15 protein-coding genes and 2 rRNA genes are annotated in these 15,090 nt (G+C 40.7%); 5 read left to right on the top strand and 12 right to left on the bottom strand.

Features of this window, described 5'->3' with window-relative positions:
- Positions 1-169 precede the first annotated feature (169 nt).
- Both C3F34_RS03770 and rrf read left to right on the top strand, forming a co-directional pair.
- A 23S ribosomal RNA gene (locus tag C3F34_RS03770) occupies positions 170-3,061 on the top strand.
- Between the two features lie 213 nt (positions 3,062-3,274).
- A 5S ribosomal RNA gene (rrf, locus tag C3F34_RS03765) occupies positions 3,275-3,389 on the top strand.
- A 162-nt stretch (positions 3,390-3,551) separates the two neighbouring features.
- Here rrf and C3F34_RS03760 read toward each other — a convergent pair.
- The 9 genes from C3F34_RS03760 to rplM all read right to left on the bottom strand — a co-directional run bounded on the left by C3F34_RS03760 (position 3,552) and on the right by rplM (position 9,464).
- Positions 3,552-3,959, bottom strand: coding sequence for a roadblock/LC7 domain-containing protein (locus C3F34_RS03760; protein WP_044739232.1), 408 nt, complete (start codon positions 3,957-3,959; stop codon positions 3,552-3,554).
- An 18-nt stretch (positions 3,960-3,977) separates the two neighbouring features.
- Positions 3,978-4,526, bottom strand: a complete 549-nt coding sequence (locus C3F34_RS03755; protein WP_044739233.1) for a GTP-binding protein — start codon at positions 4,524-4,526, stop codon at positions 3,978-3,980.
- 9 nt (positions 4,527-4,535) lie between these two features.
- Positions 4,536-5,501 carry a hypothetical protein gene (locus C3F34_RS03750; RefSeq protein WP_044739336.1) on the bottom strand — a complete coding sequence of 322 codons (966 nt, stop codon included), beginning with the start codon at positions 5,499-5,501 and terminating at the stop codon, positions 4,536-4,538.
- Between the two features lie 79 nt (positions 5,502-5,580).
- Positions 5,581-5,940, bottom strand: coding sequence for a hypothetical protein (locus C3F34_RS03745; protein ID WP_044739234.1), 360 nt, complete (start codon positions 5,938-5,940; stop codon positions 5,581-5,583).
- A 387-nt stretch (positions 5,941-6,327) separates the two neighbouring features.
- A complete protein-coding gene (locus C3F34_RS03740) occupies positions 6,328-6,984 on the bottom strand; it encodes a hypothetical protein (protein ID WP_104441105.1) in 657 nt (218 codons plus the stop codon).
- A 16-nt stretch (positions 6,985-7,000) separates the two neighbouring features.
- Positions 7,001-7,429 carry a ClpXP protease specificity-enhancing factor gene (locus tag C3F34_RS03735; protein ID WP_016165408.1) on the bottom strand — a complete coding sequence of 143 codons (429 nt, stop codon included), beginning with the start codon at positions 7,427-7,429 and terminating at the stop codon, positions 7,001-7,003.
- A complete protein-coding gene (locus C3F34_RS03730; protein ID WP_104441104.1) occupies positions 7,429-8,100 on the bottom strand; it encodes a glutathione S-transferase N-terminal domain-containing protein in 672 nt (223 codons plus the stop codon). The genes C3F34_RS03735 and C3F34_RS03730 overlap by 1 nt, the downstream gene beginning before the upstream one ends.
- Before the next feature lie 536 nt (positions 8,101-8,636).
- Positions 8,637-9,023, bottom strand: coding sequence for a 30S ribosomal protein S9 (gene rpsI, locus C3F34_RS03725; RefSeq protein ID WP_004695095.1), 387 nt, complete (start codon positions 9,021-9,023; stop codon positions 8,637-8,639).
- Between the two features lie 12 nt (positions 9,024-9,035).
- A complete protein-coding gene (rplM, locus tag C3F34_RS03720; RefSeq protein ID WP_004695096.1) occupies positions 9,036-9,464 on the bottom strand; it encodes a 50S ribosomal protein L13 in 429 nt (142 codons plus the stop codon).
- Between the two features lie 423 nt (positions 9,465-9,887).
- Between rplM and pdxA the strand changes: the two genes are divergently transcribed.
- Genes pdxA through C3F34_RS03705 form a run of 3 tightly spaced genes read left to right on the top strand, consistent with a single transcriptional unit; the run spans position 9,888 to position 12,543 of the window.
- Complete coding sequence (gene pdxA / locus C3F34_RS03715) at positions 9,888-10,856, top strand: 4-hydroxythreonine-4-phosphate dehydrogenase PdxA (protein ID WP_104441103.1); 969 nt, start codon at positions 9,888-9,890, stop codon at positions 10,854-10,856.
- A gap of 32 nt (positions 10,857-10,888) precedes the next feature.
- On the top strand, positions 10,889-11,698 hold the full coding sequence (gene rsmA / locus C3F34_RS03710) for a 16S rRNA (adenine(1518)-N(6)/adenine(1519)-N(6))-dimethyltransferase RsmA (RefSeq protein WP_044739238.1): 810 nt from the start codon (positions 10,889-10,891) through the stop codon (positions 11,696-11,698).
- 5 nt (positions 11,699-11,703) lie between these two features.
- Positions 11,704-12,543, top strand: coding sequence for a symmetrical bis(5'-nucleosyl)-tetraphosphatase (locus C3F34_RS03705; protein ID WP_016165404.1), 840 nt, complete (start codon positions 11,704-11,706; stop codon positions 12,541-12,543).
- A gap of 685 nt (positions 12,544-13,228) precedes the next feature.
- Here the strand turns inward: C3F34_RS03705 and C3F34_RS03700 are convergent.
- The 3 genes from C3F34_RS03700 to C3F34_RS03690 form a co-directional block, all read right to left on the bottom strand.
- Positions 13,229-13,681 carry a DUF2147 domain-containing protein gene (locus tag C3F34_RS03700; protein ID WP_044739239.1) on the bottom strand — a complete coding sequence of 151 codons (453 nt, stop codon included), beginning with the start codon at positions 13,679-13,681 and terminating at the stop codon, positions 13,229-13,231.
- Positions 13,682-13,870: 189 nt separating this feature from the next.
- The gene (locus tag C3F34_RS03695) at positions 13,871-14,317 is read right to left on the bottom strand and encodes a DUF2147 domain-containing protein (RefSeq protein WP_044739240.1); all 447 of its coding nucleotides are present in this window, start codon (positions 14,315-14,317) and stop codon (positions 13,871-13,873) included.
- 91 nt (positions 14,318-14,408) lie between these two features.
- The gene (locus C3F34_RS03690) at positions 14,409-15,083 is read right to left on the bottom strand and encodes an LrgB family protein (RefSeq protein WP_016165401.1); all 675 of its coding nucleotides are present in this window, start codon (positions 15,081-15,083) and stop codon (positions 14,409-14,411) included.
- Positions 15,084-15,090: the final 7 nt, after the last annotated feature.

The raw sequence follows: 15,090 nt of genomic DNA, 5'->3' as shown, positions 1-15,090 counted from the left end.
TGATTGAGAACTAGCAAAAACACTGAATCAAGCGTTTTGGTATATGAATTTAGATTGAAGCTGTACAGTGCTTAAGTGCACGGACAACAAACTGTAAGAGATGAATGAGCGATCATTGATCACTGTCTTATTACTACTTGTAGGTAATAACGACTGTTTGGGGTTGTATAGTCAAGTAATTAAGTGCATGTGGTGGATGCCTTGGCAGTCAGAGGCGATGAAAGACGTAATAGCCTGCGATAAGCTCCGGGGAGGCGGCAAATATCCTTTGATCCGGAGATTTCTGAATGGGGGAACCCACCTACTATAAGGTAGGTATTGCAACATGAATACATAGTGTTGCAAGGCGAACGAGGGGAAGTGAAACATCTCAGTACCCTTAGGAAAAGAAATCAATTGAGATTCCCTCAGTAGCGGCGAGCGAACGGGGAAAAGCCCATTAAGTCATGTAAGTTTTAGTGGAATGCTCTGGGAAGTGCAACCATAGTGGGTGATAGTCCTGTACACGAAAGGGCTTACATGATGATGTCGAGTAGGGCGAGGCACGTGAAACCTTGTCTGAATATGGGGGGACCATCCTCCAAGGCTAAATACTCCTGACTGACCGATAGTGAACCAGTACCGTGAGGGAAAGGCGAAAAGAACCCCTGTGAGGGGAGTGAAATAGATCCTGAAACCGCATGCATACAAGCAGTGGGAGCCGACTTGTTCGGTGACTGCGTACCTTTTGTATAATGGGTCAGCGACTTACATTCAGTAGCAAGGTTAACCGTATAGGGGAGCCGTAGAGAAATCGAGTCTTAATAGGGCGTTTAGTTGCTGGGTGTAGACCCGAAACCAGGCGATCTATCCATGAGCAGGTTGAAGGTTGGGTAACACTAACTGGAGGACCGAACCCACTGTCGTTGAAAAGCCAGGGGATGACTTGTGGATAGGGGTGAAAGGCTAATCAAGCCTGGTGATAGCTGGTTCTCCCCGAAAGCTATTTAGGTAGCGCCTCGGACGAATACCATAGGGGGTAGAGCACTGTTTCGGCTAGGGGGTCATCCCGACTTACCAAACCGATGCAAACTCCGAATACCTATGAGTACTATCCGGGAGACAGACTGCGGGTGCTAACGTCCGTAGTCAAGAGGAAAACAATCCAGACCGCCAGCTAAGGCCCCAAAATCATAGTTAAGTGGGAAACGATGTGGGAAGGCATAGACAGCTAGGAGGTTGGCTTAGAAGCAGCCACCCTTTAAAGAAAGCGTAATAGCTCACTAGTCGAGTCGGCCTGCGCGGAAGATGTAACGGGGCTAAAACTATGTGCCGAAGCTGCGGATTTGACATTAGTCAAGTGGTAGGGGAGCGTTCTGTAAGCCGATGAAGGTGTATTGAGAAGTATGCTGGAGGTATCAGAAGTGCGAATGCTGACGTGAGTAACGACAAAACGGGTGAAAAACCCGTTCGCTGAAAGACCAAGGGTTCCAGTCCAACGTTAATCGGGGCTGGGTGAGTCGACCCCTAAGGCGAGGCCGAGAGGCGTAGTCGATGGGAAATTGGTTAATATTCCAATACTTCTGTGTAATGCGATGAGAGGACGGAGAAGGTTAAGTCAGCCTGGCGTTGGTTGTCCAGGTGGAAGGTTGTAGGCATGTATCTTAGGCAAATCCGGGGTACTCTATGCTGAGAACTGATAGCAAGCTGTACTTGTACAGTGAAGTGGCTGATACCATGCTTCCAGGAAAAGTCTCTAAGCTTCAGTTACACAGGAATCGTACCCGAAACCGACACAGGTGGTCAGGTCGAGTAGACCAAAGCGCTTGAGAGAACTCTGCTGAAGGAACTAGGCAAAATGGTACCGTAACTTCGGGAGAAGGTACGCTGCTGACGGTGATGGGACTTGCTCCCTGAGCTATTGGCAGCCACAGAAACCAGGCCGCTGCAACTGTTTATTAAAAACATAGCACTCTGCAAACACGAAAGTGGACGTATAGGGTGTGATGCCTGCCCGGTGCTGGAAGGTTAATTGATGGGGTTAGCGTAAGCGAAGCTCTTGATCGAAGCCCCAGTAAACGGCGGCCGTAACTATAACGGTCCTAAGGTAGCGAAATTCCTTGTCGGGTAAGTTCCGACCTGCACGAATGGCATAATGATGGCGGCGCTGTCTCCAGCAGAGGCTCAGTGAAATCGAAATCGCTGTGAAGATGCAGTGTACCCGCGGCTAGACGGAAAGACCCCGTGAACCTTTACTGCAGCTTGACATTGAACTTTGACCTTACTTGTGTAGGATAGGTGGGAGGCTTTGAAGTTGGAACGCCAGTTCCAATGGAGCCGTCCTTGAAATACCACCCTGGTAATGTTGAGGTTCTAACTCTGTCCCGTTATCCGGGACGAGGACCATGTCTGGTGGGTAGTTTGACTGGGGCGGTCTCCTCCTAAAGAGTAACGGAGGAGTACGAAGGTGCGCTCAGCGTGGTCGGAAATCACGCGTAGAGTATAAAGGCAAAAGCGCGCTTAACTGCGAGACCCACAAGTCGAGCAGGTACGAAAGTAGGTCTTAGTGATCCGGTGGTTCTGTATGGAAGGGCCATCGCTCAACGGATAAAAGGTACTCTGGGGATAACAGGCTGATACCGCCCAAGAGTTCATATCGACGGCGGTGTTTGGCACCTCGATGTCGGCTCATCTCATCCTGGGGCTGAAGCAGGTCCCAAGGGTATGGCTGTTCGCCATTTAAAGAGGTACGCGAGCTGGGTTTAGAACGTCGTGAGACAGTTCGGTCCCTATCTACCGTGGGCGCTGGAAATTTGAGAGGATCTGCTCCTAGTACGAGAGGACCAGAGTGGACGAACCTCTGGTGTACCGGTTGTGACGCCAGTCGCATCGCCGGGTAGCTATGTTCGGAAGGGATAACCGCTGAAAGCATCTAAGCGGGAAGCCTACCTCAAGATAAGATTTCCCTAGGACTTTATGTCCTCTAAAGAGCCGTTGAAGACTACGACGTTGATAGGTTGGATGTGGAAGCATAGTGATATGTGAAGCTGACCAATACTAATTGCTCGTGAGGCTTGACTATACAACACCCAAGCAGTTGTATTTAAAGCTTATAATCGATTCATAAAAGATCAGTTAACCCTGATCTGAAACAAAAAACTTGATTTAGTGAAAGCTAGAACATAAAATTCGACTCAGTTAACTAATCCGTTAATAACTCATTTGGTACCAAGTAGGGTAGCAACAAGATCAAATGATCTGAGCATAAAACCTGAACAAGTCCATAAACAGTTGTGCTGGCGACAATAGCAAGAGTGAACCACCTGATCCCTTCCCGAACTCAGAAGTGAAACCTCTTAGCGCTGATGGTAGTGTGGGGTTACCCATGTGAGAGTAAGTCATCGCCAGCTCATTAATTCAAACACCCCCTTCTAATAAGAAGGGGGTGTTTTTTTATATGGAAAATAATGAATAATAACTAGTTTAAAAAATACGTTCAAAATAGCTCAAGATTAGTATAGATAACCTTAAAGTCCCTGCTTCTAACTTTAAGGCTATTTCTTAATTAAGGATTAAAAGTCTGAAATACGATTACTGGCGGTTTTTAATGTATAAAGGAGCTGTCCTAATAGTACGTCTTTTTCAGTCAAAGTCACAATAATCATTGGATGCTTGGTTGACGGAATAGAAGTAAGAATAGCTTTGCCATTCTCCGCATCTAAAGTAATGGATTGGCAGCCTTCCAAATGAATTTCATTCATAAATGCTGCAACCATAGCAAGTATAGAGCTGCTCACGGCTGCTAGTTTAGTGCTATTGTAACTATCTTTTTTATGGACATGGGCGAGTTCAAAGCCATCAGTACTACAAAGCATCACATAATTGACGCCCCGAACATTCATCATTAAGTCGTAAATTTCATCTTTGGCAAATTGAATCAACTCTTTAGGTGCTGTACGGCTTTGTTCTAGAGTAAACATATCAAACCTCTATTCAAATTAATTGGCAATATTGGAGTTAATTTCAATGGATGTGATTAACGCCTCTAATAATAACAGTACATCGTCTTTCTTACGTGCATCAATAAAATATAGTGGCGAAAACAAGTCATTTTCTAATAGCCAGTCTTTATAAATCCCTGTAGATTTTGAGTTTTCGGTGATGAGATCGGTGTGGGTAATACCAATTGCAATGTTGTCAGTGAAGTTTTGGAAAGTTTCTAGGTAGCTTTCGAGTTCCTGAATAGAATTGTCAGAATGATGGTCGATCAAAATCACCGCACCGATTGCCCCTTTGGTTATCGCGGACCAGATAAAATCAAAACGATTCTGACCTGGTGTTCCATAGAGCCCTATGGTGACATTATCCTCTAGGGTTATTTCTCCGTAATCAATACCCACCGTAGTTTCCATTTTGCTATGTCGTTGAGCATCTGTATTAAAAGCCTCAGTCTGCAACACGGGAATCTCTGATAATGATTTAATGGCTTCAGTTTTACCAGCTCCCATACCGCCTGCGAAAACAATTTTGAATCGTTGTAAGATCATAATATTGTCCTATATCCCCAATTTTTTTCTTAATTTTCCAAAGAAACTTTTAATGAATCCAGTATCTTCGGATACTATTGGAGTCTCTGGTGGATTAAAGTGCTTATCCCAAATATTGATTCTGGAAAGATTATTCGTTGCAATATTGGCAGCTATGAATCTCTGCACTGTTTCTAAAGGAATATTCAATTGATTTGCAATTTTTGAAACTTTCCCACCTTGAATAAAACAGCTAGAGAGTTGGAATATTGTTTTCCGATCTAGATTTTGAGAGGGTTTTGGCCACATATGAATCTTAAAATGCCCATCTTCAGGTGCAATTTCTTTTAAAAATAAAGGGGAATCCCAAAAAAATTGCCACAACCAGTCATTTAAAAGATAAGTTTGTTTTCTTGAAACTTTCATAAAGTTACTGGTGCTGGCAATGTCATAGCCAAAACCTGAATCCGTAAAAGCTTGTTCTCTTTCAGTATTGAGCCAAGCAATATTTTTCTGGACATCGATAATTGCAATTGTGCCTAAAGTATCAAAAAGATGGAGTTTTGAGTTACGTTCTTTGTCGAGCATCTTACTAAAATATTCAAGTTTATAAGGAGTTTTCTTAGGATTAACTTCAAAAATATGATCGTGTGGGTTATCGAGTGTTGTTTTGAGTAGATGTTGTAAAATCCAGTCAGAAAAATTCTGTGGATTAACAATGGGTAGAGATAAGGTATTTTCCTGAAGGATATTCTCATTGTTATTATTCTTGGTAATTTTTAACCAAGGAAAATTACGGCTTTGAATTATTTTTTGAATACCGTCAGTTTCATAAAAATTTTCATGTATAAATAAGCAATCGATAGTAGGGTCTGCAGCTGTACTCCATTTAATTTTATATTCTTGTGGAATGAGATTACGTAGCTGGGTCTTGAGTTCTTCTGAATGATGAATACTTAAACCAGTTATCGCAATATTAAGATATTGCTCTGTCATACTATCTCTACACATCTAATAAGTTGAAACGGTAATCCCCCTTTTTCTTTTGGACAATTTAAAAAGGGGGGATGATGAATCATGAGAAATCTAAACCTTTCTCATAACTTTTAAGTTCATGACGTGCCATTGCAAGGTTTGCTTTGGAACGCTCTAACACAAGGTATAAAAAGAGTTTTTCATTACCTTCTAATGGTCGAATCAGGTGATATTGTTTACCGAGGGTGATCAATATATCTTCAATTGAGTCATTCAAATTTAGTGCATTTGCAACACGACGTTTTGAACGTACAACTTCGGTATTTCCTGCTGCTGCTAACTCAAGATCAATGTCACCACCGCCTTGTGTTGCTAAAGCCAAACCGCTTTCCCCATCGACTAAGGCAGCGGCATGGAAACCATCAATTTCTGATAATACTTCTAATGATACTCTAGCCATATTGATTCTCTTATGTTTTTTTGGATTTTTGGGACTGATTTAACTTGGTATCAAATCCATTTGATTATATGAATGGCACTAAAATATTATCAACAGAAATTATTTTTCCCAAAAAAGTCATGTGACAATTTTGGTAAATATCCGATTATTACGCTCGGCTTAAATGTGATTTATTTCTCAGAATCCAAGTGGGAATATGAATAACCATATATATTTGATTGTCATAATATGACTACAATAGAAGTGTAACAATGTGTAAATTTTACCAAGCAATTAAATATACAAACGGAAGCTAATTAGATAAATTGATGAATAATTCAGTCTAAATTATTATTTTTATAAAAAAGAGAGTGCCGTGATGATCTGACCACACTCTCTTGTCATATCTTATGCAAACATCTGAGTTGCAGCAGAATAAAGTACCCATAAAATGACTAAAGCAACAACAGGTTCTAAAATTTTAGCCCAAGTTGGAACTACAGTTTTTTCAACTTCAGTCACTTGTTCATGATGCTCTACAATATTGCTTTGATGAACCATTTGATTAAACTCCTTCATAGTTTCCTCTAATGATAGCTCTTCTTCGGGCATCGGTTTAGATCCTTTTAGCTCTATTAGCTCACTTGTTAACCAAATCCAGTCGGCTGCTTGCCCAGATAAGTGTTCGACTTGTCCTGTAATTAGTTCACGTAAGCCTTTAATGCCATAATGACCAGTATCATCTAATTGTTTTAATTCGGCTAACTGTAAAGACAAAACTTCAGTAATCGTATGTTCAAATTCAGCTTTCTCTAAAGTGGAGTGATTCTGATCCGAAGTGGTGAGATGTCGTGCAACATCGATAATATACAGTTGTTCTTGGGATTGAATTTCTTGATAGAGTTTATTTTCGTCTTTACGCCATAAGGTAATTAGTTTGGCAAGACTGAGCGTATTGATTTCTGCTATATGTGCTTTACGCTCACTCGACTGATATTGATTCAGAAGCTCTGGCTTTTGAATGTGAATTTGCTCTGCAAAATATTGTACTAAGTCAAAAGCCATATTACTTCCTCTTGTTTTAATCTAATAACCTCAAGCTTGGCTTTTTCTTGGGTTGTTCTTGGTTTTGTTCAGGTTCTGATTTTAAATCATCTTGCTGAATTTTAACATTTTCATATTCATTTGGATCAAAAAATAAGCCTTGCCCATTTTCACGTGCATAGATACCTAATACTGCATATAGTGGCACATAAATATCACGAGATACACCACCAAAACGTGCAGAGAAGGTAATAGCATCGTTACTCATATGTAGTTGGTGTACTGCATGCGGTACGATGTTGAGGACGATTTGCCCATCTTGAATGAATTGTTCAGGGACCATAGTGTTTGGTTGTGTAGCATCGACCAATAAATATGGTGTTAGATTGTTATCACAAATCCATTCATAGATAGCACGAGCCAAATATGGACGGGTAGGAGATAAGTTAGTTTCCTGTTCAGACATTATGGTTTACTCGGTGGCGAAGATAAAAACTTGCTATAACGATTTTTTTCCTGCAAGGTCAAGGATTTGATGAATGCAGGGCGTTGAAAAATACGTTGGCAGTATAAAAGAATTGGGCGACACAATTTATGCGGTAATTCTATTCCCATAGAATCTAAGCGTAAGAAAATGGGGGCTAACATACAATCTAAAATTGTAAAGTTATCCGACATAAAATAAGGATAATGTTGGAATAATGGTGTAAGAGAAATCAACGTATCTCTCAATCGCTTTTGTGCTTTTGCGCTATCATTTTTATTGAGGCTATCCGGATGACGAAGCATAATATCAGCTAACTTCAACCAATCTTGCTCAAAACGCCAAATATATTGACGCTGTTCAGCACGTGGAGCCGGTGCATCAGCGTACAACTTATTTTGACGATAACGGTCATCTAAATATTCGGAAATGATGTTGGTATTAAATAATTTAAGATCATTTTCAATTAACATTGGAAGTTGGTGATAAGGATTTAGACTTGCGAGGTCTTCATCATCGTAATCTAACAGGATGAGATTAAATTTAATTTGTTTTTCGGCAAGCACATAACGAATCCAATGCGAGCGAAAATCATCAGCATGACTGTAAAGTGTAATCCCCTGAATGGGAGTCGCAGGATTTTCTAAAGACATAAGTCCAAAAAATTTTGATTGATCATATAGAATACTAAAATTAGCGTTAGAAAGCACGCCAAGCTGAATAATATGCTGCTAAAGGATAGATTTATTTTCTAATCAACTTGAAGATAGAAAAACACATGAAATACTCTCATCTCACAATTGTGTTTGGGGCATTTAGTAGGGAATGTAGATTCGATTTCTATTTTTAAAAAAAGATGCTAACTGAATTCACTAATGAGATGGTCGATTATACAAGGGAAGATGACTACTCTGACTGGTCATTTTGAGTTTGTGGTGTTAGTGGATTAAACCATACTATGTCATCAAAAGATGTGTAGTGACTATTTAAAATGATGGACTGATATAAATGCTGGATTAAAAGGTGAGGGAAGATGTAATGCCTTCATTCATAAAAATCATCAATTTACTGAAACCATGAAGTTGAGTGGTGGTGATGCATTGAGGGATTTATTCTAAACAGTTATAGCTTTGCTTCAAATAAAAAACCTCGGAAAATCCGAGGTTTTTGGTCCGATTCGGTAAACGAATTAACGTTTAGAGAATTGAGGACGTTTACGAGCTTTGCGTAAACCAAGTTTCTTACGTTCAACTTCACGAGCATCACGAGTAACGAAACCAGCTTGACGAAGAGCAGGTTTTAAAGTTTCGTCAGAAGCGATCAATGCACGAGTAATACCGTGACGGATAGCGCCAGCTTGACCACCGATACCACCACCAGCAACAGTGATGTAAAGGTCATACTTTTCAGTAACTTCAAGAAGTTCTAAAGGTTGACGAACAACCATACGAGCAGTTTCACGACCGAAATATTGCTCAAGAGTACGGTTGTTAATTACGAGTTTGCCTGTACCAGCTGACAAGAAAACACGTGCAGTTGCGGTCTTACGGCGACCTGTACCATAATTAGTAGCCATGTGCTGTATCCCTTAGATGTCCAAAACTTGTGGCTGTTGAGCAGCATGTGGATGCTCTGTACCTGCATACACTTTCATTTTCTTGATCATTGCGTAACCAAGAGGACCTTTTGGTAACATACCTTTAACAGCTTTTTCTAAAACTGCTTCAGGTTTATGAGCGATTAACTTTTCAAAGTTAGTCTCACGGATACCACCAGGGAAGCCAGTGTGGCGATAGTATTTTTTATCAAGTGCTTTTTTACCAGTCACTTGAATTTCTTCAGCATTGATTACAACGATATAGTCGCCAGTGTCAACGTGAGGAGTATAAGAAGTCTTGTGCTTACCACGTAGACGACGAGCGATTTCAGTCGCAAGGCGACCTAAAGTTTTGCCAGAAGCATCAACAACGTACCAGTCGTGTTGAACTTCAGCAGGCTTAGCGCTGAGAGTTTTCATTAAACCACTACCTATTATAGTTGGTTTGGACTATGGAATCTGTCCAAACAAAAGGAGACGCGATTCTAAACGAATACGTTAAGAATCACAAATGAAAATATAAAATTTCAAGAGCCGTATTCTAAGGCATTTCCCTATATAAAGGAAGAGATCAAAGTTTATTCTTTTATAAAAATATAAATAAGCGGATGGAGTGTCTGTAGAGATTTGGATATTTTGAAGAACAAAAAAATAGTGAAATAGTTTTTCATTATTTATTAATGGGTTTTATAGTTCAAACTAATCCTGTAACAAGGTTTTCAGCCAATTGCTAAACGTATGATTAGAATTGGAATAAACAAGTTTCAGCGATAGGCTTTGTTATTCCTCTATCTCGAAATAGACGTTGTATAATGAGTGACGCGCATTTTCTTTGAGTTCAGTATGCTTCCTTTGTATATCACTAGTGGTGAACCTGCTGGAATTGGTCCAGATATTTGCTTGAGCCTTGCAGGGCGTATAGATGAGCGTCCTCTTGTAGTCCTAGGGGATCTCAATTTATTGCGTGCACGTGCAGAATGCTTAGGTCTTGCTATTGAGCTGATTGAGTATTCTGGTCAAGAAAATTCATCGCATCTCGGTCAGCTTTATGTGGAGCATGTCGCTTTAAGTCAACCTGTAGTTTTAGGCGAGCTCAATCCTCAAAATTCAGCTTATGTTTTAGAGCAACTTCGTCGTTCAGCAGAGTATGCAATGTCTGGGAAAAGTGTCGGGGTAGCGACTGCACCTGTTCAAAAATCCGTGATTAATGAGGCAGGAATTCATTTCAGTGGACATACCGAATACTACCAAGAGTTTGCTGGTGTTGATCGTGTGGTGATGATGCTTGCAACCAAAACTTTGCGTGTTGCGCTTGCCACAACCCATTTACCCTTAAGAGCTGTCCCTGATGCGATTACCAAAGAACGATTACATCAAGTCATTGATATTTTAATTCATGATTTAAAAAGCAAATTCAAAAAAGAGCATCCCCACATTTTAGTGTGCGGCTTAAATCCGCATGCAGGGGAGAACGGTTATTTAGGTATGGAAGAAATTGAGGTGATTAATCCTGTGCTGGAAAGCTATCGTGCTCAAGGCATCAATATGAGCCTGAGTTTGCCTGCTGACACTTTATTTACTCCTGAAAATTTAAAAGATGCCGATGCCGTTTTGGCGATGTATCACGATCAGGGCTTACCTGTGTTAAAATCGCAGGGGTTTGGTGAAGCCATTAATATTACTTTGGGCTTACCCTTTATTCGTACCTCAGTCGATCATGGCACAGCTCTCTCCCTCGCAGGCACAGGTCTTGCGAAAAGCTCAAGCTTACAGGTCGCTGTTGATTTAGCGTTAGAATTAGCTCGTCACTAATGTTTAGTGATTAACTCACGTTGGAAAAATTTATGTATCAAATTAATGCCTTAAACCCTAAAGATGAAGGGCACCATACGCGTAAGCGTTTTGGGCAAAACTTCTTACATGACCAACGTGTGATTGCCAAAATTGTACGTTCAGTTGCACCGCGCTCTGGTGATAATATTGTGGAAATTGGTCCTGGTTTGGCAGCATTAACCTCTCCATTAATTGGCGAGTGTGACGCACTCACGGTTGTAGAATTAGACCGCGATTTGGCGGCAGGTTTGCCGGGGCGTGTGCCACATCCTGAACGTTTAACCATTATTGAAACTGATGCACTGAAATACGATTTCACCAACTTATTTCAAGAGGGTCGTCCTTTACGTGTGGTAGGTAATTTGCCGTATAACATTTCGACCCCACTTTTGTTTCATCTCTTGGAGTTTGGTGACAAAGTTAAAGACATGCACTTTATGCTACAAAAAGAAGTGGTTGACCGTATTACGGCTTCGCCAAATAGCAAAGAGTATGGTCGTTTGTCGGTAATGATTCAGTATTTCTGTAAACCAACCTTCTTGTTTGAAGTGCCACCGGGCTCATTTAACCCGCCACCTAAAGTAACCTCTGCGGTATTTCGTTTAGAACCGTATGCAGTCAAGCCGATTATAGCCAAAGATGAAAAGGCACTGGCACGTTTGGTATCGCATGTTTTTACTCAGCGTCGTAAAACTTTACGTAATAGCTTAAAAGGCATGTTACGTGAGGATGGTTTTGAGCAAGCAGGTGTTGATCCAATGGCACGTCCTGAAACATTAAGCTTGGCTCAATTCGTGGCTCTAGCAGATCAAATGGTGTAATTATCATGCCACGTTACAATTATGTCATTGGAGATGTGCAAGGCTGTTTTGAAGCCTTAAAGGCCTTATTGAAGTCAATTCAGTTTGACCCCGATCAAGACTTTATCTGGTTTGCAGGTGATTTGGTTGCGCGTGGAGAAAACTCAATTGGGGCATTACGATTTATTAAAAAACTGGTGGAACGAGGTTCTGCTGCGACAGTGTTGGGTAATCATGACCTAACGCTTTTGGCATGTGCACGCGGCTTGAAATCAGTAAAAGATAAAGACCGTACCCGAGATGTAATTGATGCCATTGATAGTGATGATTTGATTGACTGGTTACGTAAGCAACCGCTTTGCTTGTTTCCGAATGAACAGACTATTTTGACTCATGCGGGTATTCCATGTATTTGGACAGCTGAACAAACGGCTACTTTGGCGAAAGAGGTCGAAGCAGTCATTGGTCATGAAGACTTTGCTGTGATGGATGCCTTCTTACAAGAGATGTACGGCACGCAACCTGATGTATGGTCGGATGAGTTAAATGGAAATGCTCGCTTACGTTGCATTACCAACTATCTCACGCGGATGCGTTTGACCAATGCAGAAGGTCGCTTGGAATTTAGCTTTAAAGATGCACTGGATGATCCAATGCCTGAAGGATTTCAGCCGTGGTTTGAATTTGATTCGAAAGCAGCAGAAACCCATCAAGTCATTTTTGGTCATTGGGCAGCCTTACAAGGTCGAACCATTAATCCGCATATCCAAAATGTAGATGGAGGGTGTGTCTGGGGTAATCAATTATTGGCGTATCGTCTGGAAGACCAAGAGCTTTTTGCAGTCGATAATCCAGTGATGAATTGAAAAAAAAAAAGCCACGATTTCGTGGCTTTTTTTGACTTTGTTGGATGCTTCCCAAAGTCTGACTGCGCCCCCAAATAGATGAAGCCATATAGACACATAATGATAAGCATATACCTGAAGGATTGAGTTTCATCTTGGCATCATAAATTTGACTATTGAATGGATCAATTATAGGACCTTAATTGTGGCTAGATGAGTCTTGAACATTTTGAGTCCCTTCAGAATAGTCGTTCTTAATATTAGTGAAATGGCATAAGGGGCTGGGGAATTTACATCGCTAAGTGCTGGAGAATAGCCAAGTCATTTAATGAAATGTATCTCAGTACCAGAAGTATTGTCAGATTGTTTAGTCATTTCGATGACGGCTTGTGAATTTCCAGACTGATCAGCATATATTGCTATATTCTTGAATTATGTCTATTAAAAACAGTATCTTATAAATTATTAAAGCCAAAAGTGATTAAAACGACATTTCTTCTACTTTATATCCATTAGAAATAATTGACGTTGTTTCTCTTCATTAAAATATGGTGGGTAAGTTGGATGTGCACAATAGGGAAACAACGGTTCAAGTGAGAACTTATAGTTTATTTATTGGATATATGATTGATTTTATTTGCTTAGAGTGCGTTGGAAATCATGTTGGATTGAGCTGAAACTGCCCAATCCATTTTTTAATAAGCGCTTATTCAATTCTTAACCAAGTTTGATTGCGTCCTAAAGCTGAAACGCCCAAATAGGCACGCAAAGACAGGCGTTTGCCTGTTGCACTTAGTTTCATTTTCGCATCGTAAAACTTACCAGACAGAGGATCAATCACGCGTCCTTTTTCGTAATTGTTTGTCCCCTCGACTTGTTTAAGTCCCTTTAATATCTCCATCCCCAAGATTGGCTGATTGGTATATGGTGCTGGACAATTGTTGCAGCGCTCACGTGGAGTATAACCTGGACGGGGGGTAATTTTGGTGATCTTTCCTGTAAAGGTATTATTGGATTCCTTCCGAATTTCAATCACTGCCTTGGGTGAACCTGTTTTATCGTCAATTTGCTGCCAAGTGCCTGAGATATCTTGTGCTAGAGCAGCAGTACTCGCGATGACTAAACCTGTGAAGATGCTTAAAGAGATGATTTTTTTCATGTATTCCCTATTAATGTAAAAACCTTATACATTGTTATATCGCTGGGATATGGACGCTCACTTTATCGTGTATCTCGATGAAAATGTTAAGATTTGGTAAACTATGGAGTCAATATGCTTGAAATTTGAAGATAATTGGTTTAGATGTAAAAAAACCGCCTATTTGGCGGTTTGATTTTGTGTGCTTTCTTATTCTTGGCGAATCCAAGTTTGGCTACGACCTAATGCAGAAACACCGACATATCCACGTAAGGTTAAACGTTTACCGTTAGCACTCATTTTGGCTTTGGTACTGTAAATTTTCCCTGAAAGTGGGTCAATAATTTTACCACCAGAATAATTTAAACCTTCTTCATGCTTTAAACCTTTGAGTACATCCATCCCCAAAATTGGCTTGTTGGTATAAGGTGCAGGACAGTCTATACAGGTGTCTTTAGGTGTATAGCCTGGGCGTGGTGTTACCTTTACAACTTTGGCTGTATAGGTACCATTTGATTCCTGACGAATTTCTAAAACGGCTTTAGAAGAGCCAGTTTTGTCATCAATGTTCTTCCATGTTCCTGAAATATCTTCTGCAAAAGCCATGCTACTAAAAGCAGATAGAACAAGTGCGCTGATTAATTTAGCTTTTCCCATCATAAATTCCTTTTTGCTGACTTAATCGACTAAACAAAATCTATCTTAGGGCTGTTTTCTGTACAAAACAACCTTTGGAATGTTTTGTTGATCACATATTTTGCAGGTAAAGTATAAAAGTTGGCAGCCAAATTGCTGTAAAAACGGCATTTACGGCCATGCCAAATGCGGCATAGCGTCCTGCAATACTACCTCGTTGCCAAGCCTGAGCTGTGCCAATCGCATGTGCAGCAAGCCCTAGCGCCAGCCCTGACGCACGTTCATCATTAATATGGCGTAAGATGAGTGGAGAAAATGCTGCGCCAATCACACCCGATAAAATGACAATTAGAATCACTAGCGTGACTGGTGCGTGCAATAAAGTTGCAATATTGATGGCAATCGGGGTGGTTACAGCACGGGTAGCAAAGGCCATGATGGTTGAATCGGCCATATGTAACAAATACGCCAAGCCCATAGGAAGTGCAACTGCGCTGATACTTGCAAAAACCAAAATACTGATAATGGCTTTAGGGGGTAAATCATCATAACGCATGGCAGCTAAAGGAATGGCAAGTGCAACCGTGACATAGCCGAGTAAATGACTAAAGATGGTATTGGTTTGCTGCATATAGGATTCGTAGGGAATGCCGAATAAAAACAGTAAACCTATAACAAAAAACATGCCGATGACAATCACGGGAATTTGTGGAATCTTTTTATTGATTGGTTTGGCACATAGATAGGCAATAAGTGTAATGAGAAAACCAGAGAGAATTGAGAACATGTGCTTT

This window comes from Acinetobacter sp. ACNIH2 (assembly GCF_002934965.1).
Lineage (GTDB): Bacteria > Pseudomonadota > Gammaproteobacteria > Pseudomonadales > Moraxellaceae > Acinetobacter > Acinetobacter tandoii.
Note: the sequence above shows the minus strand (reverse complement) of the source record. Positions and strands in the feature narration are given on the sequence as shown.